Raw genomic sequence first — 24,943 nt, 5'->3', positions numbered from 1 at the left:
GTCATTTATTTTTTTCCACAGAAATAGCTCTGCCTAGTCGTATACAGGCAGAGCTTGAGTTGATTAAACTATGGTCCTCAATCTTTCTAGGCTAACAATCATGTAATTAACCATTTCAAGAATGTCATCCAATTGATCTTCATATACTAAGCGGTTAAAGGAAATGAACGTCTCATTCCTTACACTATTGCCTTCATCAAAAGGATTGAAGAAGGCAGATTGGCTGATTGACCGTTCAGGACCCCAAATGTCTTTAAGACATCTTTCAATCGTTTGAAAATAGGAGCGTTCATTCGGATGCATAAAAGAAAACTTCACATACAATTGGCACCCAGCAAGAAGCTCCGATTTAGCAGATGGCAAAAGCTCTGCAGCCAAATTTTCCAATCCTGCCTCCAAAATAAATGTACAAACAACACTATCGTTCTTATGGATGGAAAAAGAAACTTCGTATCTTCTGGAAAGCTTCGCTGAATTCAATAAATCATTTCGATCAATAATCGTGATTCCGCCCGTTAGATCCTCATCATATATCGCGCCTTCAATCACAACTTTCATATTATCAAATGCAGTAGGATCAAACATTTAATCGAACCTATTAAAATAATCCAATTGCATTGCCGTTCTCATCTACATCCATTTTTAGAGCGGCTGGTGATTTAGGCAAGCCAGGCATTGTCATTACATCTCCTGTTAAAGCAACGATGAATCCAGCACCAATGGAAGGTTTAAATTCACGAATCGTGATTGTAAACCCTGTTGGCCGGCCTAGCTTTGTCGGATCGTCAGATAGAGAATACTGTGTTTTTGCCATACATATTGGCAAGTGGCTCCAGCCAAAGCTATCAAAATCTTTGAGCTGTTTTTTTGCTTTTGATGAGAATTCAACTTTTTCTGCTCCGTAAACCTTTTGGGCAATCGCAAGAATTTTATTTTCAAGTGAATCGGAAAGTTCATATAACGGCTGGAAGTTAGACTCTTTCTTATCAATGACCTCTAGCAGTTTGTTTGCAAGATCTACTCCGCCTTCACCGCCTTTTTCCCATACTTCTGTTAATGATACTGAAATGCCTGCTTGATCACATAGATCCATTAAAGTGCGCACTTCTTGATCCGTATCAGTAACGAATTTATTCACGGCAACGACAAATGGCAAGCCAAAGCTTTCAATCGTTTCTATATGCTTCTTTAAGTTGGCAAATCCGATGGTTAGTGCTTGTACATCTTCCCGCCCGAGGTCAGTTTTTGGTACGCCTCCATGCATTTTTAATGCACGAATTGTCGCAACAATAACAACCGCCTCTGGTTTAATCCCAGCACTTCTAGCTTTTATATGGAGGAACTTTTCCGCACCTAAGTCAGCACCAAAGCCTCCTTCAGTAACAACAAAATCAGCAAGCTTTGAGGCTGTTTTTGTTGCTATAACGCTATTGCAGCCGTGGGCAATATTTGCAAAAGGGCCTCCATGAATAAACGCAGGCGTGTGTTCAATGGTTTGTACTAAGTTCGGTTTAACTGCTTCTTTCAACAGCATGGTTAATGCCCCCTGAACACCTAAATCAGCTACGGTAACAGGCTGTTTATCATAGTTATAGGCAATGACCATTTGCCCTAATCGCTTTTTCAAATCCTGAAGATCAGTTGATAAACACAATACCGCCATGATTTCAGAAGCTACCGTAATATCGAAACCATCTTCACGAGGAACCCCCTGCATTGGACCGCCCAAGCCGATTACTACCTTTCTTAAAGCACGATCGTTCATATCAAGAGCACGTTTCCATACAATCCGGCGCTGATCAATGCCCAGCTCGTTCCCTTGCTGGAGATGATTATCGATGAAGGCTGCCAGTGCATTATTGGCAGTCGTTATTGCATGAAGGTCCCCAGTGAAATGCAAATTTATATCCTCCATCGGCAGAACCTGGGAATAGCCACCGCCAGTTGCTCCGCCTTTCACACCCATCGTTGGTCCAAGTGATGGTTCACGCATGGCAATAATTGCTTTCTTGCCGATTTTCGTAAAGGCATCTCCTAATCCAACAGTTACAGTTGATTTCCCTTCTCCAGCGGGTGTTGGATTAATCGAAGTTACAAGGATAATTTTCCCGCTCTTCTTTGTTTCAAGCTTTTTCAATGCCTCTGTAGATAATTTTGCTTTATATTTTCCAAATAATTCGAGGTCATCCTCATAAAGGCCAATCTGTTCTGCGACCTCTGTAATTGGTTTCATAAATGATTGTTGAGCGATTTCAATGTCTGATTTGACAACAGGTTTTACATTCATAAATATCCCCCTAAGCATTCAATTATTGAAAACGTTTTCCTACTTCTACATTGTACCATCCCATGCCATATTAGTAGATAGTCAATTTTGTGATTTTTTAAACATAAGATTGCGGCAATGATTAATCGTCTTTATAATGAATTTAATTGAATTTTCTAAAAGGGGATGATGAATTGCCAATTAAAATTCCAAAGCTGCTTCCGGCAAGAGAAATATTAGAAGCAGAAAACATCTTTGTTATGGATGAGGATCGTGCATTAACACAAGATATTCGCCCGCTCAACATCCTTATTTTAAATTTAATGCCAGAGAAGGAGAAGACGGAGGCACACCTATTAAGACTGTTAGGAAACACTCCTTTGCAGGTCAACATCTCGTTTCTGAAAACAGCTTCACATGAATCTAAAAATACAAGTTCACTGCACTTGGAGCAATTCTACACAACCTTCAGTGAGATTAAGCATCGGAAATTTGATGGGATGATCATCACCGGAGCGCCGATCGAACTGCTTGCATTTGAAGAGGTAGATTATTGGCATGAGCTTACAGATATTATGGATTGGACGAAAGACCATGTAACATCGACTCTGCATATTTGCTGGGGGGCACAAGCTGCGTTGTATCATCACTTCGGTATTATGAAATATGAGCTTCCACAAAAATGTACAGGTGTTTTCTGGCATCAAATTGATGATACCTCTGAAAAATTATTAAGAGGGTTTGATGATGTCTATTTAGCACCACATTCAAGAAATACAGATATTTTTCTCGATCAGCTGCAAGCGAACACAACTGTCAAATTACTCTCTTCCTCTGAAGAAGCAGGTCCATTTATTATGTGTGCGAATGGCGGCAAGCAAATTATGATTACTGGTCATTTAGAATATGAAGCTTGCACATTAGCAGAAGAATATAGACGTGATTTGGAAAAAGGGCTAAATATTATTCCACAGCATTATTTTCCGAATAATGATCCTTCAAAAAGCCCTACGAATAAATGGCGGTCTCATGCCCATTTATTATTCTCAAATTGGCTGAATTATTATGTATACCAGGAAACGCCGTTTGAATGGGATTAATAAGAGATAGCAAAAGCCCAGAGAAAACTAATCTGGGCTTTTGTTTTTAAACTTATGATTGTTCTGAATAATATACCTCTTCAAATGGCTGTACAACAACGAATCCATTACCGGAAAATTTCATTTGTACAGATTCGCCGCTTCCTCTTCCTAAGAAGGTTTTAAAGGAAACATCTGTTACAAATTCAGGCTGGAGATTTCCTGACCATGCAACAGTAGCATTCGGATCTGTAAATACTGGATTATCTGGTGTAACCAGCAAGGTTAACGGCTCATAATGGGAAGTAATCGCAATCATTCCTTTCCCCTCCAGACGGACGTTAAATAAACCGCCTGAAAGCATGCCAGCAACCTTTCTCATTAATTTAATATCCCAATTAATTGTTGGTTCAAATGCAAGTAAATCATTGCCGTTAACAAAAATGGAATCTCCCTGCAAATTTAATATGGATATTTTTTTACCTTGGTCGGCAACATAAAGTTTCCCATTACCAGTTGCTTTCATTAAGGCTGTCCCTTCACCCGTTAATGCTTTTTTAAATAATTTTCCTAATCCGTGTTCGAGAATTCCCTCCCGTTCAAACTTTATTTTTCCGCGGTAAGAAATCATTGCACCAGCTTTTGTCCATATTTGGTTCGTAAGATTGATTTCAAGAATTCTCGGAGATTCTAGTTCAAATAACCCTTCTCCTTTATCTTGCTGCTGTGTCTGATTTACAAAATCTTCAATTGAATAGCGACTCATCGTATTACAACTCCTCTTATTTATTATTTCTTAGCATGGTAACCCACATAAACGAGAGGGCTTGCCTTAGTTCAGCAGACAATGATCCTATAGGCATTTGATCAGTCCCTCTTTTATATACTCCTAAGCTATCAACCTTGCCCCAGCTATTTTCTTCGGCAAGCCGGTCTAATTCCCAAGGCATCATCGTATTACAAATAACTTTTTCATTATATAGGCGTCGGTAACTATTTATTCTTGGGGCAGCCGTAGGACCAAGAAGGCCAATACAAGCAAGTCCTCCAGGCTTTACAATCCGCTGTATTTCCTTTATCACTTTAATCGGATCTTCTGTCCATTCAAGTGAATTAATAGCTAATACCGCATCAAAGGAATCATTTTCAAATGGCAAATGTAAAATATCTCCTTTAATAAATTGAGCTGTATTTCCTTCATTTGTTCCTCTTGCTTTATGTATCATTTCCTCTGAAACATCAATACCGGTTACTATATACCCTAATTCAGCCAGCTTAAAGGATCCATACCCATCTCCACAGCCAAGATCACAAACCGTTCCCTTAGATGTTACATACTTTGAGAAAAACGGAGCAATCTCCTTCCGGCTTCCCGATTCCCACATTTCCTTACTCATTGAATTCCATCCAGATGAACGCTCATCCCATTGTTTTTCCGCTTCTTTACTCCAATTAAATTCGCTCATTTTATCCCTCGCTTTTCCTTCACCATTTATACGTATACGAGCAAATAAAGTTTCAGATTATTATATTCGCCAATAAATGTGAATATCCCTTTGATTATAAAAAAGAAAATAGTGCAACAATGAAAATAGAGATTGAATAGACGAGTAGTTCAAACTTGACTTAGAAGGAGTTGATCATATGTTAGGAGAGCAGTTAGTTGCTGTTCATCGCAACTATCTAGGGGAAATTATTTCTTTTCAAACTTCAGAAGGAAGAATGATTTCTTACCGAAAAGCATTAAAAGAAGTGGAAGAAGGCATTATTACTGGTGTAAACATTGAAGAAGGGCAGGATGGCACTCCCTATCTTACGCCAGCATTCACGTCCTCATTTGATGAGTTGCCAAATGTATACTAAAAGGGTCCACTCATGGACCCTCTTCTATATCCTCATTGTTTCTTTGAATTTCTCTTAACGCATCAATCCTGCTTTCATCCTCTTCGAAAAATTGAACAAGGTCCCCTACCCGGTCTATCGCGTCCCAGCTTAAATGATGCTCAATTCCTTCAACATCCTCGTATATATGTTCTTCCTTCACCCCAATTAAGCGAAGAAGCTGCTCAAGTAAATCATGGCGGTATACAAGCCGCTTGCCAATCTTCTTGCCTTTTGGAGTCAAAATCAGTCCTCTGTATTTTTCATAAACAAGATATTCATCTTTATCGAGCTTTTGAACCATTTTTGTTACAGAGGAGGGATGAACGGAAAGGTTTTCTGCAATATCAGATACACGGGCATATCCTTTCTCATTAATCAATATATATATTTGTTCAATATAATCTTCCATACTAGGTGTTGGCATCCCAAACCCTCCCATTGGAACCATGCTGAAGGTCTCTGTTAGTTCCATTTTTATCAATCATTACATTTTATTAAAACAGTCAAGTAAAAGTTTACTATATTAGGGTAGGCGAGACAAGGTTATCTATTATAGAAGGAATGTGTCTATTTATTTGGAAAAATAAACTTTAGCTTCCGCTCATTATCATCCCAAGTTAATTTAGCTGAAAATGATTTGTCCTTATTTGAAAAACCCTCAATCATATCTGTCTCATTGTCTTTCAAGAGCTGTTTGACTATTTTTTGCGTGATTGATTTTCCTAAAATCTTTTTGGAGATTGTAAAATTACATTTTGTTTTGCTGTAATATGAACAGCCATAAAAACTTCCTTTGTCAACAACCTGGCCATTACATTGCTTGCATTTCCCTAATTGAGCAGGCCGTTTAAATTTAGACTTTGCTGGGGTGAAGCTACTTTTGTCCTCCTCATCAAACGCCCAATCTCCTGCGTTTTTCACAGATACTTCAATGAGGTGTAAAATCATTTTATTCGTTTGTTCCATAAATTGTTTCGGTGAAGCTTCTCCTTCCGAAATATCCTTTAATCGCTTCTCCCATTTTGCCGTCATTTCAGGGGAGGCAAGAATTTCAGATCCAATTGCACCAATTAATATTTTTGCCTTCGGTGTAGCATAAACGAGGTTCTTATTTATATCAATATACTTCCGATCTTTTAGCATGGTAATAATTCCTGCTCTTGTTGCTTCAGTACCAAGGCCCTCTGTTTTCATTAGTACTTTTTCCAATTCTTTATCCTCTATATGCTTTCCAGCCGTTTTCATCAGCGTAATAAGCTGGCCTTCCGTATACCTTTTTGGCGGCTGTGTTTTGCTTTCTTTCACTTCTGCCTTCATTACATTCCCTTTTTCACCTATTTGCAGTGAAGGGAGAAGCGGTTCCTTGTCCTTTTCAAACGGTGGTATCACCTTTCGCCAGCCCTCTTCAAGCTGAACCTTTCCTTTTGATAGGAATGCAGCCCTTCCATCGACTAAGGTGGTAACGGTTGTATACTCGGTTACTGCCTTCCCGTAATGAGCAGCAATTAGGCTCCTTGCAATTAGGTCATAAAGAGTTTTCTCATCAGGAGAAAGCTTATTCAAGTTAGGAACTTGTTCGGTTGGGATAATGGCGTAGTGATCGGTTACCTTTTTGTCATTTACGTATCGCTTATTATCCATAATTGAGCTAGTTGGCAAAGGAAAGAGTGTTTTGTATTCATCGATCATAGCTATTTTATTTAATGTTTCAGGAAACATTTCTGCTTCCCCTTGTGTAACGTGCCTTGAATCGGAACGGGGATAAGAGACCATTCCTTTTTGATACAGCTTTTGCAGCACATCGAGTGTTTTCTTTGGCGGGAATTTGAAACGGCGATTTGCCTCTGCTTGGAGAGCTGATAAGTTATAGAGCATAGGCGGAAGAAATTCCTTTTTCTCCGCCTTAACATCTGTGATCTCAGCTGCTTTTTTCTCACAAAAAGCAGCAATTTTCTCAGCAAGCTCCTTCGTCTTAATCCTTGTTTCCCCGTCCTTTTCCCATTTACCAATATATTTTTTTCCATCGATATTAAATTTAGCCTGTACCTCCCAAAAAGGCTCAGAAACAAAGCTTTGAATCTCCAATTCTCGTTTGACAATAAGTGCAAGTGTCGGTGTCTGCACTCGGCCAACTGAAAAAACATCAGAAAAGCCTTGCTGCTGAAGAAGAAGGCTATACAGCCTTGATGCATTCATCCCAACAACCCAATCTGCGCAAGCTCTTGTATATGCCTCATAATAGAGATTTCTAGTATCTGATTCATTTAATAATGAAAGGAATCCTTCCTTGATTGCTTTTGGTGTTAAAGAGGAGATCCATAACCTTTTCATCGGCAGCCTGGATTTCGTCATTCGGAGGATATTTCGAATAATCAGCTCCCCTTCTCGACCCGCATCCCCTGCGTGTATGACTTCTGTCAGAGAAGGATTGGCTAAAAGCTTTTTAATGACTGCAAACTGCTTCGTTTTATCTTTTGTTACTTCATATTCAAATTGAGAAGGAATGATTGGTAAAGTTGACAAAGACCACTTTTTCCATTGAGAATTATAATTTTCCGGTGCAACAAGCTGACAAAGATGCCCTACTGCCCATGTTACATAAGCACCTTCAGGAAAAACATCATTGGGAAAAATTTCAACAAACCCTTGATGCTTTTTTATTTTAAAAATAGAAGCAAGAGTCAGCCCCTGGTCAGGCTTCTCTGCAATAATGAGTTTCATTGTTTTGCTCACTTCCAGTTTACAAGATTAGATACTTATTTTAATTCTACTCAATTAAACAGTAAAGGACTAGGAAAAACATAGCACAAATAGAAAAGCTCCCCATTAACATAATGAGGAGCTAACACTTAATCCATTTTTAACCTATTCACCGAAAACTTCTTTGATAGCAGCCCTTTTGTTGGAGAGAAGAAGAAGACTAGTGCGAAGATGATCCCATTAACCGTAGCCATGCTTCCTGATATTGATACATCCAGCCAGCTAGCAAGGTAATATCCGATAACTGCTGCAGTCACTCCTATTAAAGCACTTAAAAGAAGCATAATACTTAATTTATCCGTTAATAAATATGCGGAGGCACCTGGTGCAATCAGCATCGCAACAACTAGGATGGCTCCTACACTATCAAAGGAAGCCACCGTTGTAATAGAAACTAATCCCATTAACAAATAATGGATTAGCAAAACTGGAATCCCAATAGCCGCAGCCATTTGTGGATCAAAGGATGTTATTTTCAGTTCTTTATAAAATAATCCAATTATAACTAGATTAATGACTAGAACTGATGATAGCATTAAGAATGCCTTCGGAAGCTCAGGAAGAAAGCCCCATTGAACGAGATCCCAGGGAACGAATGTAATTTCCCCCATAAGTGCATGATCCACATCCAAGTGAACATCATCTGCAAACACGGTAATTAATATGACGCCTACTGCAAACAGGAAGGTGAACACTACCCCTATTGAGGCATCCTCCTGTATTCCAGCTTGGTGAAGCATCTGTACCCCAACAGCAGTGAGTAAACCAACAACGGCTGCACCGATTAGCATGTAGATTCCACTCATGCTTTGACTGATAATAAATGCGAGAACAATCCCAAGCAGGACAGTATGGCTAATCGCGTCTGCAAGCATTGAGAGCTTCCGCAAAATTAAAAAGCAGCCGGTAATACCACACGTAATCCCAGCCAGGGAACCAACAATTAATATCCATCCCTCATAGCTCATGATAACCGCTCCTTTTTTCTCCCTGCAAAAGCTTATTATTTCTTAGCTGTTTATTATTTGCCATTCTTTTAATCCACTTTGTTACTAAACCCCTTTCTGGAGCAAGTAACATCGAAATAAGAAATAAGGCAGTTGCTGTTACAACGATGAATGGTCCTGTTGGAAGCCCTACACCTATCGTACTGATCAGGGTTCCTGCCATACCCGATAAAGCGCCAAATATACCAGATATAACAATCATTTTACTTAATGAATTCGTCCAGTAGCGGGCAGCAATCGCAGGCGTAATAAGGAGAGCAGCCATTAATATGACGCCTACTGCCTGGATGCCAACGACAACAGCTGCTACTAAAAGGGAGAGAAAAAGAAAATTCAGCAAGCCTGTTGGCAAACCAAGCCCTTTGGCAAATGCAGAGTCAAAGGTTAAAACTTTCAGCTCTTTAAAAAATATGGCTGTTATAAAAATTAAAATGGCTGCTGCCCCCGCCATAAGTTTCACATCATTTCCGACTAGAGAGGCAGCCTGACCGAAAATGAAATCATCTAATCCGCTCTTATTGCCGGATGGGGTTTGCGATACCTTTGTTAATAGTACAATCCCAAACCCAAAAAATACGGATAAGACTAAACAAATTGCTGCATCTTCCTTTATTATTGACGAAGAAATAATAAACTGTATGCAATAGGCTGCCAGTAACCCTGTAATGGTTGCTCCAATTAACAAGACAAATAAAGACTTTTCCCCCGAAAGCAAGAATGCAATACATATGCCTGGCAGTGCCGCATGTGCTACAGCATCCCCTATTAAACTCTGTTTTCTTAGAAGAGCAATGCTTCCAAGAACTCCGCTCGCTACTCCTAGCAGCATCGTCCCAAGCAAAACCCACTGCGTATTCGCATCAAAAAGAATCATTATTAAAAGGTCGTTCATCATCAGCACCTCATTTTTGTTCTACAACCAATTGATCTTTTTCCAGGAAAGACAATTTTCCTCCATACGTACGATGCAGATTCGAAAGTGTAAACACTTCCTCTGTAGCCCCAGCAGCAATCGTATGAACATTCAATAAAATACAATGATCAAAATATTCTTTCACCGTCTGCAGATCGTGATGAACAACAAGTACCGTTTTTCCTTGTCTTTTTAACTCATTTAATAATTCAATGATGGCTCTTTCTGTGGCTGCATCTACCCCTACAAAAGGTTCATCCATGAAATAAACCTTTGCATCCTGTGCAAGCGCACGTGCAAGGAATACCCTTTGCTGCTGTCCACCTGATAACTGGCTAATTTGTCTGTTTGCGTATTCCTCCATCCCAACTTTCTTTAAACATTCTAAGGCGATCGCGGTATCCTTTTTTCCAGGACGCTTAAACCAGCCTACATGCCCATACCGCCCCATCAATACAACATCGAGAGCATTTGTTGGAAAATCCCAGTCTACTGAACCTCTTTGGGGAACATAACCAACAACCCTATCTTTTGCGCGATATTTTTTTTCATATATCTTTATTTCCCCTGCTGCTTTAGGAATGAGTCCCAAAATAGCTTTAATGAGTGTCGACTTTCCAGCCCCATTCGGTCCGATAATTCCAATTAACTTTCCTTCAGGCACTTCGAAGCTGACATTTGATAAAACGGGCTTTTTCTGATAAGCAACTGTTAGATTTTCCACCACAACAGGCTTCATTTTACTCCCCCCTAATTAAGTGATTCTGCAATCGTCATTACATTATGTTTATACATGCCAATATAAGTACCCTCATCCGTTCCCTCTTCACCCATCGCGTCTGAGAATAATTCTCCTCCGATTTTCACTTCATGCCCCTTTTTCTTTGCCCCCTCAATGACCGCATTAATTGATCTCTCAGAAATACTTGATTCAACAAACACCGCTTTAATATTTCTCTTAACCAATGTATCTACTAAATTTTGAACATCTCCAAGACCATACTCTGAATCTGTACTTAGTCCTTGCAGCCCCATCACTTCCATATCAAATGCTTTCCCAAAGTATCCAAATGCATCATGTGCAGTAACAAGTACTCTTTGTTCATCCGGAATTCGTGCCATTTCGTTTGCAGCATATGCATGTAATTCGTCAAGCTGTTTAAAAAAGTTTTGCGAATTTTCCTCATAATAGTCCTTATTTTTAGGGTCTATTTCAATCAGACCTTTCTTCACTTCCTCAAGAGCCTGTTTCCATAAATTAATATCGAACCATACATGCGGATCATATGCATAGCTGCCACCATTTGCGGACAATAAAGATTCTTTATCGATTGCCTCTGCTATCGCATAGGTTGGTTTTGTTTTGTTTATACGCTCTAATACATCAAGCATTTTCCCTTCAAGATGTAAACCGCTGTAAAAAATAATATCTGCTTTCTCAAGCTTAGCTATATCCCCTTGTGTTGCTTTGTATAGATGCGGATCTGTACCTGGTCCCATCAAGCTATTAACAGCTACTTTATCCCCGCCAATATGTTTTGCCGCATCAGCAATCTGCCCAATCGTAGTTGTCACAATAATTTTACCGTCATCATTTCCTTCATTAGCCGTTTGTTTCGAACAAGCGCTGACAAAGATCAAAGAAACAACAAGAAATATCCCTACTATTTTTTTCATTTTTTCCCATCTCCCTTTTTATGATTTTTGTTTCAGCCTCTTAGATGAGTGTATGCACGTTTTTTACATAAGTGCACATATTTTTGATAAATACATTTATTTTATATTAAACTATAAAAGTTTCCCCGACGCAACATTTTAGGCTTGGACAAAATAAAAAAATCGGTTTTCACCGATTTTTTTTATTTCACTTATTTAATTGATTTCAATTATTGATTTCCTTTCTTTACCCATTCTGCAACTGTAACTGTACGTTTTGCCTGATGTTTAACTGCTGCCTGTACATCTTCTATCATTTTTCCGTCCTGCCCCACTGTTACACTTGTACCATAAGGATTTCCGCCCGCAGCGAATGTGACTGGATCAGTAAAACCAGGTGCAGCAACAATGGCACCCCAATGATACATGGTAGTATAGAGTGATAAAATAGTAGCCTCTTGTCCTCCATGCGGGTTTTGAGCTGAGCTCATTGCGCTGACTACTTTATTCGCAAGCTTTCCATGGAACCACAGCCCCCCTGTTGTATCGATAAAGGCTTGAACCTGTGATGCTATATTCCCAAAGCGTGTTGGCACACTGAATATAATCGCATCTGCCCACTCTAAATCATTTAAGGTTGCTTCTTGGACATCCTTGGTTGCTTCAGAATGTGCTTTCCATGCAGGATTTGATTCAATTGCTGCTTGAGGAGCTGTTTCAGGAATTTTTACTACCTTTACATCAGCACCTGCTTCTTTTGCACCTTCCTCAGCCCATTTTGCTAATTGATGATTTGTCCCTCCTGAACTATAATAGATGATTGCAAGCTTTACATTTGTCATTGTTTTTACCTCCTGATCGTTTGTTTTGCTTTATATTTTTTATAACTCAATATTTACATCCTTATTTAGTAAGCTAATCAACCCCTTATTCTAAAAACAATATCCACATATTAAATCTTGTCCTTAAAAAGAGGGATTATTCTTTATGACTGTTCCATGAAGTAATAAATAAAGTTGGTTTAGCTGGGACTACACCTTTTTCAAAAATTAAAGGAATGTTTCTTTTTTGTCCAACATGATTAGTGTCATTTTCAAATGAAAAAAATCGGCAATTCGCCGATTTTTTTCTTCTACTTCTTATATTTTTTTAGTGTTAAATTGTTTTGAATGTACCAATTATCTTCACTGACAATATTTGAAACAGTTAACATGAAGGATGGTATTTTTTCAACATTAAATACAATAATGCCTACATGATCATTCATGATTACAAAAGACTCGCCATGTGAGTATGTTTGAAGTTCACTCCCAAGCTGGAGGATTGTGCTTACAATTGCCTGTTTGATTTCTGGTTCAATTTCGATGTGTGGTGAAAATCTCAAAATCCATTCTTGACCGCCAATAGAAAATCGATACATTGCTTCACCCTCTTGCTAAAAAAGAGTATAATTAATAATAGCTATGAAAAAATTTAATAATTATGAATAAGATATAAATCTAGTAAAGAAATTAATTTTATAATATTTCGAATTTTTAATAGTTTTTTGTGAAAATCGTGTGAAACTCCTTGACTGATAGGAAAGTATCGTGTATATTAAAGGCATCATTTAACAGAATATATTTCCGCTATTTCTAGAAAATATCTGTTGTGTAGGATGTTGAGTGATAATATTCATCTAAGACACATTAAACGTGTCTTGAAAGGTTTAGGAGGAAAAGTTACATGCAAAACGGTAAAGTAAAATGGTTCAATAATGAAAAAGGTTTTGGTTTTATCGAAGTTGAAGGCGGAGACGATGTATTCGTACACTTCACAGCTATCACTGGCGAAGGCTTCAAATCATTAGAAGAAGGTCAAGAAGTTTCTTTCGAAATCGTTGAAGGCAACCGTGGACCACAAGCTGCAAACGTTGTAAAACTTTAATCTAATAAATAATCAGGCTGGCATCCATGCCAGCCTTTATTTATTTTTAAGATAATTTACTGCCAATTTCCTTAATTTTCTCGCCAACTGTACATTTTGTAATACAAAATTTATGCGCGTACAGACGGCCTTTATCAGACCTATGATGCTTATAAAGAAAACACCCATTGCAGTAATTGTTTAATAATTCCTCAACTTCATTAAATATTTGCTTTCGTTTCAATCTGCGACACCGTCCTTTCACCTCGCACAAGCTTAAATAATTTGCATTTTACTATTGATCGCTTTTCCTTCAAGTGCTTGGGTCGCAAGCTTATCTGCTTCTTTATTTTCTGTTCTCGGGATTGGAGTAAACTTCGCATCTACCTTGAGTGCTTTCAGCTTCTCCTCAATTCGGTCGAGCCAGCGGTTTAAATTTTCCTCATAGCACGGCCATTCTCCTTTTAACTGCATTAAAACACCTTGGGCATCTCCTTTAAACTCACAGGTCATATGGTGAACACCCATTTCTTCGAGCAGATTAACTGTATAATACATGGCTGCATACTCCGCTTCACTGTTATTTTCAATTTCATCAAACAGTTCATTCGCGCGAATACGGTATTTCTTTTTCCCTTGCTTAAAATAAATGACTGCCCCTAACCCCGCTTGGAAAGTCTTTTTATTAAATCCTCCATCAAAATAAATTGTCAAGTCATGCGGATCCTCTTCAATTTCCTCTAATAGCTTTTTCATTTCTTTTGTGATCCAAGTTGTGCCACGTTCGTCTTGATAAAATAAATCTGAGGCCTTTCCACTTTTTTCGAGGTCTTCACCTATTTGTAAAGCCAGCTCACCATCCAGCCATTCTGATGTAAAAATTGCTCCTTCTGTTCCTTTTAGTTTATATTTCCATTCTAATTTATATTTCATTTTTTTCAGCCTTTCTTATGATAAACTGTTAATATCGCTGATTAACGGGCAGTAAACCACATTTATGAAAGTTTATTTTTATCTTGCCCTGATATTCCTTATGATAAAAAAGAATGATGAACCTGTATTAATCATTGGAGGAGATCCTTTTGGTAGAAGTATATATAGATGGAGCAAGTGCTGGCAATCCTGGTCCAAGCGGCGCTGGCATTTTTATAAAATATGATGGCAAAGCAGAAAAATTCTCCATTCCACTTGGAGAAATGGAAAATCATGCAGCCGAATTTCATGCCTTAATTCTCGCGCTTGAAATCTGTGTCAATAATAATTATCAGGTTGTTTCATTCCGAACAGATTCCCAGGCAGTGAACAGAGCGATTGAAAAGGAATATGTAAAAAATAAAGCATATGCCCCTTTATTAGAAAAAGCTTTGGAATTAAGCAAACAGATAGATTTATTTTTCATGAAATGGGTTCCTGGCAGCGAGAACAAAGCAGCTGATGAACTTGCTCGAGCGGCTATACGATTAAACAAGACAAAGGGTGAATACTAATTTGAAAAAAAATGTCTTATTTGCAGATGGAACACTCTTGCTTGTTGCATTTATTTGGGGAGCCACATTTGTCATTGTCCAAAACGCCATTGCCTTTTTAGAACCTCATTCCTTTAATGGATTGCGATTTTTAATCGCTGCCATATTGCTCTGTGCTTGGCTTTTCATTTTTGAAAAAGACCAGCTTAAACAACTAAACTGGAAAATAATTTCCTCAGGGATCATTATTGGGATCTGGCTATTTATTGGCTATGCCTTTCAAACAATGGGGCTATTACATACTTCATCATCAAAAGCCGGATTCATCACAGGGCTAAGCGTAATATTAGTTCCATTATTTTCATTCCTTTTATTAAAAAATAAGCCGGGAATGAACGCCATCATCGGAGTATCTGTTGCAACAGTTGGGTTATATTTACTGACAATGACCGATCGGGCTGGATTAAATATTGGTGATGGACTTGTCTTTATTTGTGCAATTGGATTTGCCATGCATATTATTTTCACTGGGAAGTACAGCAGCAATTTCCCATCTTTACTATTAACAGTTATCCAAATTACAACCGTTGCCGTGCTGTCGATTGCATCCGCATTTTTTGCAGAGGATTGGAGGCAGGCGCTTAATCCTGAGATCATTTTTCAAGGGAGCGTAGTATTCGCATTAGTCATCACTTCTGTCTTTGCAACAGCCCTTGCATTTTTTGCACAAACAAGATTTCAGAAGTTCACAACACCTACAAGAGTTGCCCTTATATTTGCAATGGAGCCTGTTTTTGCAGCTGGAACTGCTTTTCTTTGGGCAAATGAACGACTTTCGTTTAGTGCAATTATTGGCTGCCTTTTCATCTTCGCCGGGATGATCTTTGCAGAAGTCCCGCTGAAAAAAAGACAGCAGCATTTAAAAAAGAAGCAGAATGAGACTGTATAATAGAAGGCGTGTTATCTGAACACGCCTTTTAAATAGAAATCAATTCCTTTTCTTTTACATATTGTATTGCTTCAGACCTTGTTTTTATTTGATTTGATACTAACATTTCCAGCAGTGAAACATAAAAGCTTCCATCAAATTTTTTTTGCGCCTTTAATGTTAATTCAATCGCTGTATTTGTTAATTCGTCTGAAGCATTTGTGTATTGTCTGCCAAATTGGATAAACCCAATTGCATCTTCTTGAAGCTGAAAGCCTTTTCCATGCAAAAACTGTATATATTCTTCCACTGTCTTCAAAGACATGTCATCCCTCTCCCCTTACTCCCAAAGCCCTATTTATTTTATCGTAAATTTTGTCAATTATCTATTATTTTTTTGTTAATTTATGCCCGATTATTCCGGAAACAACTCCTAGCAATGCTCCGCCAATTACCTCTGCAGGCTGGTGCCCAAGCATTTCTTTCAGCTTTTTTGGCTTCTCTTCTGTAAATTCAACTGTCTCATCTTTATGGATTTTCTCCATTAATTCGCCCATGCTATTCACTTTGAGTGTTAATTCCCCTGTTTGTCTTCTAATTCCCTGTGCATCATACATAACAATTAATCCATAAATAAGTGAAAGAGCAAAATCAATGGTCGGCAAACCACGTTTCAGTGCAATAAATGTAGTTAATGATGCTACTCCTGCAGAGTGAGAGCTGGGCATTCCGCCTGTTTGAAAAAACAATTCAGGACGAAATTCCCTTTTCTTTAAAAAATGGATTGGAATCTTCAACCCTTGAGCTAATCCTATACTTAATAAAGCAATGTAAACCCCTTTATTCATAATCACTTCACCTCTGCTTTTAGTGTGAAGAAAATGGAGTGATATTATTCTTTTAGGAAATACTACTACTTGCGGGATAAACTATTGGAGGGATGACAAATGAGTAATCGCAAGAACAGAAATCGGGGAACAAAGGCACCCGGAGTGACTCCACAAGGTTATGGACAGGATGCTGAATTTGCTGAAGAACCAAAAAGCAAACTAGAGAATGCAGCGAAAAAGAAAAATACGAAATAAAAATGTGCTGTCTCAATTTGAGACAGCACAATAATCTTTTATGCATATTCTTTAATATCAAGAAAACGATGGAGTCCACGGAATTCAATTTCCTCAAATTTCCCCATTACCTTGTCACGATTAAATCGGAAAAAGGCTTCATTTATATCATATTGAATAGGAACATCGCACTTGATTTCTGCAAGCTGGCGGCTTAAATGCAGCATTTCAAGATCCTGTTCGATTTTTTGCCTTTGACCCTTTGTAAGCAGCTCTAAATTAGCTAGAACTCCTTCGATATGCTCGTATTGCTGTAACAGCTTCAGAGCTGTTTTTTCTCCAATGCCCTTTACTCCTGGATAATTATCGCTCGTATCACCCATAAATGCCTTTAAGTCGATCATCTGTCTCGGAAGAATCCCCTTTTCCTGAAAAAAAGTATCCTTAGTATGGACTACATAATTCCCATAGCCTTTTTGCAATAGAGCAACGGTAATGTGTTCGTCTATCAGCTGTAAAATATCTTGATCTCCAGTTAAGATTCTAACACTTGCATCTCCTCCGACACCTTTGGCAATCGTGCCAATACAATCGTCTGCTTCATAGCCTGCCAGTCCAATATTAGGCACATCAAAGGCTTCAACCATTTCCTTCACTAGATCGAATTGCGGAATCAATTCAACTGGAGCTTCAGGACGATTTGCTTTATATCCATTATACATATCAGTCCTAAATGTTTTACTGCCCATATCCCAGCAAACAGCAACATGAGATGGTTTAAACGTGGAGATGGCGGTTAGAAAATGTTTCACAAAGCCATATACCCCATTAGTTGGAATCCCTTTAGAATTAAACATATACTGGCCTGTAACAGCAGTGGCGAAATAAGCCCTAAATAACAAAGCCATTCCGTCTACAAGCATGAATGAAGGTTTGTTTTCATTAATCAATTTATTCTCTCCCATGTCCTTTATTTCATAGAACCTATTATAACATGGGAGTCCTGCAATGAAGAATGTAAACTTTTACAACTTAGAATAGCTGTAACGGTGCTAGTAATTACTTTATTCCCGTTTCCACTTCGTTTTCATCATAAGAGATCCAGTCACTGAAACTTCCAGCGTATAGTTTTACATTGTTATAGCCTGCCATCTTTAGTGCGATAAAATTTGGTGTTGCTGTTACTCCAGACCCGCAGTAAACAATCACATGCTTATCTTTATCGATTTCTTTAAATCTTTTCTCTTGTTCTTTTATTGATTTGATATGGCCATTTTCGAAGCCTTCCGTCCAAACTTTATTTATTGCTCCCGGAATATGGCCGCACTTTTTATCAATCGGCTCTTCAATGCCTAAATAGCGTTTGTTTTCTCTTGAATCGATAATTACTGTTTCTTCATTTTTTGCTTCAACAACTGTCTTTACCTCTTCCTGTGAAGCAAATATTTCATTGTTCAATCGGACCTTAAATTCTGCCCTCATATATGTTGGAATTGATTCATTCGCTGGATAGCCAGCATCTTTCCAGGCTTTGTATCCTCCATTCAAGATATAAACCTTTTCATGACCAAGATAATTTAACAGCCACCATAGGCGTGCTGCATATGAACCCTCTCCTCCATCGTACGCGATAACAGTTGTTTCATCAGAAATTCCAGCATGGCTAAATGTTTCCTGTAAATCTTCTATAGCAGGCAAAGGATGTCTGCCGCCATGTGCAGAAATAGAACCTGATAAATCCTTTGACAAATGGAAATAAACTGCTCCTGGAATATGATCCTTTACGTAAGCTTCGTACCCTTCCTCAGACAATCCTAGATTATAGCGGCAATCGGCAATTCGAATATTTTTATCATTTAGATGATCCTGCAGCCATTCTTTTTCAATAAAAGGATTCATTCCTTATTCTCCTCCATTCGCTTGTTGATTAATTTTTGTACATTCTTTTTCGGTGCCCAGCAATTAAATTGATAATTGGGTCTTGTTTCATAGCCTAAACGCTTACAAAAATAGCGCATTCCTTTTTGAGTCTTTTCAGCTTGGAAGTGAATGCAGGTTGCACATGCATGAAAGGCGTTAATATTCATTGTTTCACCCTTTGCCAGCAATATCCTTTTCCATTGCCTTTAGCTGATCAATCGGGAAGTCATCCCTTAAAACAGCTAACAATCCATTATAATATTCGTCTGCCTGCTCCATATGAACAGCTAGAAAACGAGCAAATTCCTCTTTCAGCATTGCCTGATAATAATCCTTCAACCTGATACTTTCCTGTTTTAAATAAGCTGCAGAAGGCTCCTGCATATTTTGTTCAAGTTCTTCACTTAAAATTTTGCGCTCGTTCTTCTCAAAAAAGGATTTTGGGTTTTTAAAATAAGCAAGTGCTTTTTTAAATTGGGCAGGATCTTCATTCTGGAAAGCTGTTTCAAAATCAATCCCTACAAGCTTTTTACCTTCAAATGGACTAAACTTAAGCTCTGAATTGATTTCTCCAGCAGAAGCAATCAGTTTCTTCTGCGCTTCCTTTAGAAGTTTTCCGATATACACTTCCATTCTAACGGTTGTCGCTCTTAACTCTTGAGCAAAATCAAAGCCGAAGGTTTGCAGAAAATCAGCGAGTGCCATTTGCAGCGCTTTCTTTAAATTTCGCCCATCCTCTTTTAGAAGAGCTGGATTAAACGCTTCTTTTACAAAATCATTGAATCGTAAAAATACGCGCTGCCTAATATAATAGACAAGCTCGTCTGCTTCCTGATTCAGCCTTTGTGTAAAAAAAGCTGCATCTTGATTGCGAATCATATTTTCAATTGTTTTTTGCTCATTTTCCAAGTGATTTCGTCTCTGGATCTTACTTTCTTTATCTTCCTGGGACGATTGGATAAAGTTTCTAAGCTGATCTAACACACGCTGCCATTCCATCTCAGCAGAAGTTACCGATATTTCCATTAATTCATTCGTTATAAATGAATAAAAGCTTTCTTCAAACAAATTTAATTTCGACTCTGCTGCTTCCTTTTGATGCAGCTTTTCCGACAATGCCAGAAGACTGGATAAGCCAAAAAGATTCGGACGGCGAATCCCATATTGGACGAGCTGGTCTCTAACATACTCAAGGACAGAATCCTTTTCTTCCTCATTATTAGCTAAATCAATGGCATTCACAATGAAAAACATTTTATCCAGCTCAAATGAATCCTTAACCCGGCCAAGCTGAATGAGAAACTCACGATCAGCCTTTGAAAATGCATGGTTATAATAAGTAACAAAAAGGATCGCATCAGAATTTTTAATATAATCAAAAGCAACCCCTGTATGGCGGGCATTAATAGAATCTGCACCTGGCGTGTCTACAAGAGTAATTCCCTGTCGAGTGAGCGCACAGTCATAATACACTTCAATCATTTCTACAAAACAAGATTTTTCCTCGATTGCAACATAATCCTTTAATTGATCCAGGTCCGTCTCTACAATTGTTCCAAGTGCTTGACGAAATACTTCAAACCCACGTAAAAAGGCATGTAAAAAGGCAAAATGTGTCTTTTCATTTGCTTCAAAATCTGTTTTTCCATTCATGACTTTAGCAATCTTTTTTAATGCATCATCGAAATCATTAGCTGTCAAATCAAAAAATTTAAGTGAACGGCATACATCATCAAATAAAATATGTGATTCCTTTATCTTTACTAACACAGTTCCATGCCCAAACTGCTCATTTATCGGCATAATTTTGTTGATTGCCGCTGTTGTTGGATTTGGTGAAACTGGAAGAACCTTTTTACCTATTAGCGCATTTGCAAACGAAGATTTTCCTGCACTGAAAGCCCCAAATAGAGCAACAGTAAACTGCTTATTCTGAAGTCTTTCCGCTTTTTGCAATAATTCCTCAGCCATTTTTTTAAAGCCTGGAACCGTTTGAACTTTATTTGCAGTAAAGTTTAGTTTCTCTATTAAAGAATGTACATCAGATTGCTCCAGACCTTTTTTATCCTTTTTTAACACATCGATTTCATCTTTAATAACCTTCTCACCATTGCCAGTATCTGCGACTGATTCCTCTATTTGATAAACAATTTCCGCCTCTTCTGTTTCACTAGATAATAATTGTTCAGTTTTGTCTTTCATTTGTTCCTTTGGAAATTCGCCAGCTAAAAAATCAGAGATTTGTTTCTTAGATTGAGCTTGTATTTCCTTTAAACCTATTAATTGTTCCCATGCATTCGCATATACTTTTAATTGTTCGAATTCTTTTTCCAGCTTTCGCTTCCCCTGCTCTTGCTTTGAACGCAATTCGTCTAGGAATAATGCTTTTAATGGCAATAAATTTTCTTTTGCCAGCTTTTTAACGAGCTCTGCTACATCATTTGTATAATGGAGAACATAGTCTCCAGATAACATAGCCCCATCCTTTACGGCTTGATTAATCAATGATTCTGGCACATCGATCTGAAAGCTTTGTGCTTTCTCTAATAGTTCGGGCTCATGAATATCAAATTGTTTCATTTCATGCAAATACAGCTCCTTTAAATGCCAATCGAGCTGTGATTGAACATTCTCAGAAAGTTCTTTATGAAATTGCTTCAAACGAGATTCTCTTTCTTGTTCAGTCTTTTGCTTTGAAAAGAAAAGGCCAACTTTAAAACTGGATTGACGTGACTCCACATATGCTTCTGCCAGCTCCCTCGTTTGAAAAGGCATTAAATAGGCATTTTTTAATACTTCATCTACTTTATTATTAAGACGATTTTCAGCAGTTGAAACGATTGCTGTCATTTCATCTAACTCATTTGTGACTGCTTCCAATTTTTCTGGCAATAACTTTCTCTCATCAGCAGAAAATTCAGCTAGAATTGCTTCGTATTTATCTCTTTCTTCCCATTGTTTTTCCTCTAAAAAGATCTGATGCTCCTCCGTCAATTTTGTCAATGATTGTAAAACGGATTCAGGAAGCAATGATTTTCTGTTCGCAATCATTTCTTCGATGAAGAGCTGCAAAGCAGAAAACTCGTTTTCTTCATGCGATAGAGACTTTAAAGAGGTGTAAAAGATTTTTGCTGGTTCCACACCCCATGAAGCAAATGAATCTCTAACGCTCGCCTTAAATTCTTCAAAGCTTAATTCATCGTCACGATGCTTATCAATCTGATTAATAATTAAATATACTTGTTTCCCTGCAGCAGTTAATTCTTTTGTAAAAAGAAAGTTTAATTCAGACTGTACATGATTATAATCCATGACATAGAATACGAGATCCGCAAGATGCAAAGCAGACTCTGTTGCAATCCGATGTGCATCATCAGTTGAATCTATGCCAGGTGTATCCATAATAACAGCATCATTTGGAAGACTTGTGTTCGCATAGCTAATTTCAATTGAATGTATTTGATCGCCGTCCTTACAGTATGATTTTACTTGCTCGTAATCATAAGGGGCAGGATAAATTCGTGACTTCCCTTCTTTAAAAATCACTTTTGCGTAACTATCGCCGGATTTGATTTTCACCAAATTGGCACTTGTTGGAATCGGACTGGATGGAAGTAAATTTTCTCCAATGATTTGGTTAATCATACTCGATTTCCCTGCGGAAAAATGCCCGCAAAAGGCAATCGAATATTCCTGTTTATCAAGCTTCAAAGCTAAATCCTTAGCTCGCTCTGCCGTTTTCTTATCTCCATTTGTATAAAAATACTCATTTAAAGCTGTAATTTTGCTCATAAGTTCCGCTGCATCTAGATGTAATACCTTTTGAACCATGAATTCGTATCCCCTTGTTCATATAATTTACTATCTATTTTAAATGATTTTTCTAATAATTCCTATGTTTAATTAGAAAAGCGGAAGCGCCTTGTTCACCCCCAACAAGCACAAGACAAGATGGCTAAAAGGTTGTTCTTTAACCTTTTGGACAGATTGGCTTGTGGCCTTGATCCTGAAGATAAACATTTAAACAAAATAAAAAACCAGGGGGGCGCCTGGTTTCCATCTATCCTATCAAATTTATCGAGTATGCGGCTTTACAATATTGTTTAAAACATGCTTCATTACTAATGCATAGGCGGTTACTGTGCCTGCAATAAATATCGCTACCATATGTAACAACACCTTCCTCGTCAATATTGAAATGAGAACAATTTTCATCTTCAATTAGGATTTTATCACGAACGATAATCATTATCAATATAAAAGATGAATTGTCACACTTTTTTAACATCATTTATTTGAGAAGAGCTTTTTGCAAATGTCTCCTTATATTCAGTTAATGACTTTAAAGCCCTCTCCTCCGCAGGAATCCGGATACTAAGGATCATTGCATTCAGTATGGTAAAAACAATGGCCGTTATATTGGCTTGAAAAAGGAGCGGGATGACAATCAGCTCAATTGCAACGATAATATAATTTGGGTGCTTTACATACCGGTAAGGTCCTTTTTTTACTATCTTCGCCTCAGGCAAGACGATAATTTTCGTATTCCAGAATGTTCCCAATGATGTTAACGCCCACAGTCTTCCAAACTGAGCAATGAAAAAGAGCAAAAGAAATATTGCCCAATATGGAGACAAATCACTATGGTAGAAAGTCACCTCAATAATCAATGAAACAAAAAACAAACAATGGACAGCCACAATGAACGGATAATGAGATTGCCCAAATTCGATTGCTCCCTTTTGTTTCATCCTGTGCTCATTTCTTTTAGCAATTAATAATTCTAATACTCTTTGGCATATTAAAAGGAACACAAAAATATAAAATAACATTTGCTATGCCTCCCATTTCAATAAGAGCAGCTCTGAGCTAAACCCAGGTCCAAGCGCTGCAGCAAGACCGTAATCACCAGCATGTCCCTCTTCCATAAATCTTTTCAATACATATAGAATAGTTGATGAAGACATGTTCCCATATTCCTTTAAAACTTGTAATGGTTTATCAGTCATTCCTGCAGGAATCCCTAATGCTTGAACATATGCATCAATTACCTTCTTTCCCCCTGGATGGGCAATGAAATGCTGAATGTCTTTAATTGTCAGCTGCTGTTCAGATAAAAAGGACGTTACGTTCGGTCTTAGCCAGCCTTCAACAATTGAAGGGATATCCTTTGAAAATACAACATACAATCCTTCATCTTTTACTTCCCATCCCATAATGTCCAAAGAATCAGACAAAAGTGTTGATTGTGCTGCAATGATTGAAGGACTGGATCCAAGTTTTTGAAAAGAAGCTTTTTCTGTATGATTACCAGTTACTAGAGCACACGCCACCCCATCTGCAAACAGAGATGTACCAATTAAATTACTTTTGGAACGGTCATTTCGTTGGAAGGTCAAGCTGCATAATTCAATCGTAAGCACTAATACTTTTGCATGGGGGAAAGCAAGGCAATATTCATAAGCTCGGGAAAGGCCAGAGGCACCGCCTGCACAGCCTAACCCCCATATAGGAATTCTTTTTGTATGCGTTGAAAAAGGAAGCCTGTTCATAATTCGTGCATCAATACTTGGTGTAGCCAAACCTGAACTTGATATACAAAAGATCGCATCAATTTCGCCCGCAGCTATTTCTCTTTTAAGAAAAAAGCTGTTTGTTAAACAGTTCTCGATTGCTTGAATTCCTAAATCGAAAGCCGCATCTATGTAAGCATCATTTCTTTCTTTAAATGATCGATCTGCTCTAAACCAATCCATCCCTTTTACAAAATGCCTTTTTTCAATTTGACCATTATGAAACACATTTAATAATCGGTTAATATCCCGGAAGGATTCTGAAAATAAGTCTTTAGCAAAATCCATGACCTCATCCTGATTTAAAATATGCTTAGGTACAGCCTCCCCTACTGAAACAATTGATGGCATATAGACCCTCTCCCTTAAATAGTTAAGGATATTTTTTCCACATATTAGATAATTATGCAAAAAAAACTTCCCCCTAAATGGAGGAAGTCTATTGTTTTGAAGGAGTTGTTGTGCATAATTATTATATGATTATTTCAGATCCTCTTCATCAACAAATATTTTCCAACTTCT

At 37.9% G+C, this 24,943-nt stretch carries 28 protein-coding genes; 6 read left to right on the top strand and 22 right to left on the bottom strand.

Annotated elements, in window-relative coordinates; genetic code table 11:
- Nucleotides 1–63: 63 nt before the first annotated feature.
- Together C1726_RS20480 and C1726_RS20475 are read right to left on the bottom strand one after the other, a co-directional pair.
- Nucleotides 64–585, bottom strand: a complete 522-nt coding sequence (locus C1726_RS20480) for a hypothetical protein (protein ID WP_102274840.1) — start codon at nt 583–585, stop codon at nt 64–66.
- A 13-nt stretch (nt 586–598) separates the two neighbouring features.
- A complete protein-coding gene (locus C1726_RS20475; RefSeq protein ID WP_102274839.1) occupies nt 599–2,287 on the bottom strand; it encodes a formate--tetrahydrofolate ligase in 1,689 nt (562 codons plus the stop codon).
- A gap of 173 nt (nt 2,288–2,460) precedes the next feature.
- Here C1726_RS20475 and metA point away from each other — a divergent pair, with 173 nt between their 5' ends.
- Nucleotides 2,461–3,366, top strand: a complete 906-nt coding sequence (gene metA / locus C1726_RS20470) for a homoserine O-acetyltransferase MetA (RefSeq protein WP_102274838.1) — start codon at nt 2,461–2,463, stop codon at nt 3,364–3,366.
- A gap of 52 nt (nt 3,367–3,418) precedes the next feature.
- On the opposite strand, the gene C1726_RS20465 is transcribed toward metA, so the two are convergent.
- Nucleotides 3,419–4,111 carry an AIM24 family protein gene (locus C1726_RS20465; RefSeq protein WP_102274837.1) on the bottom strand — a complete coding sequence of 231 codons (693 nt, stop codon included), beginning with the start codon at nt 4,109–4,111 and terminating at the stop codon, nt 3,419–3,421.
- 16 nt (nt 4,112–4,127) lie between these two features.
- Nucleotides 4,128–4,811, bottom strand: coding sequence for a class I SAM-dependent methyltransferase (locus tag C1726_RS20460; RefSeq protein ID WP_102274836.1), 684 nt, complete (start codon nt 4,809–4,811; stop codon nt 4,128–4,130).
- A gap of 178 nt (nt 4,812–4,989) precedes the next feature.
- Between C1726_RS20460 and C1726_RS20455 the strand changes: the two genes are divergently transcribed.
- Nucleotides 4,990–5,208, top strand: coding sequence for a DUF3892 domain-containing protein (locus C1726_RS20455; RefSeq protein WP_102274835.1), 219 nt, complete (start codon nt 4,990–4,992; stop codon nt 5,206–5,208).
- A gap of 10 nt (nt 5,209–5,218) precedes the next feature.
- Here C1726_RS20455 and mntR read toward each other — a convergent pair whose 3' ends face one another.
- The 8 genes from mntR to C1726_RS20415 all read right to left on the bottom strand — a co-directional run bounded on the left by mntR (nt 5,219) and on the right by C1726_RS20415 (nt 12,985).
- Nucleotides 5,219–5,653 carry a transcriptional regulator MntR gene (gene mntR / locus C1726_RS20450; RefSeq protein ID WP_102274834.1) on the bottom strand — a complete coding sequence of 145 codons (435 nt, stop codon included), beginning with the start codon at nt 5,651–5,653 and terminating at the stop codon, nt 5,219–5,221.
- Nucleotides 5,654–5,796: 143 nt separating this feature from the next.
- Nucleotides 5,797–7,950 carry a DNA topoisomerase III gene (locus C1726_RS20445; RefSeq protein ID WP_102274833.1) on the bottom strand — a complete coding sequence of 718 codons (2,154 nt, stop codon included), beginning with the start codon at nt 7,948–7,950 and terminating at the stop codon, nt 5,797–5,799.
- Between the two features lie 128 nt (nt 7,951–8,078).
- On the bottom strand, nt 8,079–8,957 hold the full coding sequence (locus tag C1726_RS20440) for a metal ABC transporter permease (protein WP_102274832.1): 879 nt from the start codon (nt 8,955–8,957) through the stop codon (nt 8,079–8,081).
- The gene (locus C1726_RS20435; RefSeq protein ID WP_102274831.1) at nt 8,947–9,888 is read right to left on the bottom strand and encodes a metal ABC transporter permease; all 942 of its coding nucleotides are present in this window, start codon (nt 9,886–9,888) and stop codon (nt 8,947–8,949) included. The genes C1726_RS20440 and C1726_RS20435 overlap by 11 nt, the downstream gene beginning before the upstream one ends.
- A 10-nt stretch (nt 9,889–9,898) precedes the next feature.
- Entirely contained in the window at nt 9,899–10,648 is a 750-nt protein-coding gene (locus C1726_RS20430; protein WP_102274830.1) for a metal ABC transporter ATP-binding protein, read from the bottom strand.
- Between the two features lie 11 nt (nt 10,649–10,659).
- The gene (locus C1726_RS20425; protein WP_102274829.1) at nt 10,660–11,586 is read right to left on the bottom strand and encodes a metal ABC transporter solute-binding protein, Zn/Mn family; all 927 of its coding nucleotides are present in this window, start codon (nt 11,584–11,586) and stop codon (nt 10,660–10,662) included.
- Nucleotides 11,587–11,795: 209 nt separating this feature from the next.
- Nucleotides 11,796–12,407 carry an NAD(P)H:quinone oxidoreductase gene (wrbA, locus tag C1726_RS20420; RefSeq protein ID WP_102274828.1) on the bottom strand — a complete coding sequence of 204 codons (612 nt, stop codon included), beginning with the start codon at nt 12,405–12,407 and terminating at the stop codon, nt 11,796–11,798.
- Between the two features lie 290 nt (nt 12,408–12,697).
- The gene (locus C1726_RS20415; RefSeq protein WP_102274827.1) at nt 12,698–12,985 is read right to left on the bottom strand and encodes a hypothetical protein; all 288 of its coding nucleotides are present in this window, start codon (nt 12,983–12,985) and stop codon (nt 12,698–12,700) included.
- A gap of 305 nt (nt 12,986–13,290) precedes the next feature.
- On the opposite strand from C1726_RS20415, the gene cspD reads away from it, so the two are divergent.
- Nucleotides 13,291–13,491, top strand: a complete 201-nt coding sequence (gene cspD, locus C1726_RS20410) for a cold-shock protein CspD (protein WP_053476725.1) — start codon at nt 13,291–13,293, stop codon at nt 13,489–13,491.
- A 46-nt stretch (nt 13,492–13,537) separates the two neighbouring features.
- Here cspD and C1726_RS20405 read toward each other — a convergent pair whose 3' ends face one another.
- Both C1726_RS20405 and C1726_RS20400 read right to left on the bottom strand, forming a co-directional pair.
- Nucleotides 13,538–13,735 (bottom strand): zinc-finger domain-containing protein, encoded by a 198-nt coding sequence (locus C1726_RS20405; RefSeq protein ID WP_407642047.1) that lies wholly within the window; start codon nt 13,733–13,735, stop codon nt 13,538–13,540.
- Between the two features lie 11 nt (nt 13,736–13,746).
- Complete coding sequence (locus C1726_RS20400; RefSeq protein ID WP_102274825.1) at nt 13,747–14,403, bottom strand: reverse transcriptase-like protein; 657 nt, start codon at nt 14,401–14,403, stop codon at nt 13,747–13,749.
- 149 nt (nt 14,404–14,552) lie between these two features.
- On the opposite strand from C1726_RS20400, the gene C1726_RS20395 reads away from it, so the two are divergent.
- Both C1726_RS20395 and C1726_RS20390 read left to right on the top strand, forming a co-directional pair.
- Nucleotides 14,553–14,957 (top strand): RNase H family protein, encoded by a 405-nt coding sequence (locus tag C1726_RS20395; RefSeq protein ID WP_102274824.1) that lies wholly within the window; start codon nt 14,553–14,555, stop codon nt 14,955–14,957.
- Between the two features lies 1 nt (nt 14,958).
- A complete protein-coding gene (locus tag C1726_RS20390; protein WP_102274823.1) occupies nt 14,959–15,885 on the top strand; it encodes a DMT family transporter in 927 nt (308 codons plus the stop codon).
- A 28-nt stretch (nt 15,886–15,913) separates the two neighbouring features.
- Here the strand turns inward: C1726_RS20390 and C1726_RS20385 are convergent, their stop codons facing one another.
- Both C1726_RS20385 and C1726_RS20380 read right to left on the bottom strand, forming a co-directional pair.
- Complete coding sequence (locus C1726_RS20385; RefSeq protein ID WP_102275878.1) at nt 15,914–16,183, bottom strand: DUF6123 family protein; 270 nt, start codon at nt 16,181–16,183, stop codon at nt 15,914–15,916.
- 70 nt (nt 16,184–16,253) lie between these two features.
- On the bottom strand, nt 16,254–16,712 hold the full coding sequence (locus C1726_RS20380; RefSeq protein WP_102274822.1) for a divergent PAP2 family protein: 459 nt from the start codon (nt 16,710–16,712) through the stop codon (nt 16,254–16,256).
- A 99-nt stretch (nt 16,713–16,811) separates the two neighbouring features.
- Here C1726_RS20380 and sspL point away from each other — a divergent pair, with 99 nt between their 5' ends.
- Entirely contained in the window at nt 16,812–16,949 is a 138-nt protein-coding gene (gene sspL / locus C1726_RS20375) for a small, acid-soluble spore protein L (RefSeq protein WP_053476731.1), read from the top strand.
- A gap of 38 nt (nt 16,950–16,987) precedes the next feature.
- Here the strand turns inward: sspL and C1726_RS20370 are convergent, their stop codons facing one another.
- From C1726_RS20370 to C1726_RS20345, 6 genes are all read right to left on the bottom strand, one after another.
- Complete coding sequence (locus C1726_RS20370; protein ID WP_102275877.1) at nt 16,988–17,875, bottom strand: 5'-3' exonuclease; 888 nt, start codon at nt 17,873–17,875, stop codon at nt 16,988–16,990.
- A 112-nt stretch (nt 17,876–17,987) separates the two neighbouring features.
- The gene (locus C1726_RS20365) at nt 17,988–18,827 is read right to left on the bottom strand and encodes a sulfurtransferase (RefSeq protein ID WP_102274821.1); all 840 of its coding nucleotides are present in this window, start codon (nt 18,825–18,827) and stop codon (nt 17,988–17,990) included.
- Entirely contained in the window at nt 18,824–19,015 is a 192-nt protein-coding gene (locus C1726_RS20360; RefSeq protein ID WP_102274820.1) for a hypothetical protein, read from the bottom strand. Before C1726_RS20360 ends, C1726_RS20365 begins: the two co-directional genes overlap by 4 nt.
- Nucleotides 19,016–19,019: 4 nt before the next feature.
- Nucleotides 19,020–22,679 carry a dynamin family protein gene (locus C1726_RS20355; RefSeq protein ID WP_102274819.1) on the bottom strand — a complete coding sequence of 1,220 codons (3,660 nt, stop codon included), beginning with the start codon at nt 22,677–22,679 and terminating at the stop codon, nt 19,020–19,022.
- Between the two features lie 440 nt (nt 22,680–23,119).
- Nucleotides 23,120–23,680 carry an isoprenylcysteine carboxyl methyltransferase family protein gene (locus tag C1726_RS20350; protein WP_102274818.1) on the bottom strand — a complete coding sequence of 187 codons (561 nt, stop codon included), beginning with the start codon at nt 23,678–23,680 and terminating at the stop codon, nt 23,120–23,122.
- A 3-nt stretch (nt 23,681–23,683) separates the two neighbouring features.
- Nucleotides 23,684–24,772, bottom strand: a complete 1,089-nt coding sequence (locus tag C1726_RS20345) for a type III polyketide synthase (RefSeq protein WP_102274817.1) — start codon at nt 24,770–24,772, stop codon at nt 23,684–23,686.
- Between the last annotated feature and the right edge of the window lie 171 nt (nt 24,773–24,943).

The organism is Cytobacillus massiliigabonensis (genome assembly GCF_900199725.1).
Taxonomy (GTDB): Bacteria; Bacillota; Bacilli; order Bacillales; family Cytobacillaceae; genus Cytobacillus; species Cytobacillus massiliigabonensis.
Note: the sequence above shows the minus strand (reverse complement) of the source record. Positions and strands in the feature narration are given on the sequence as shown.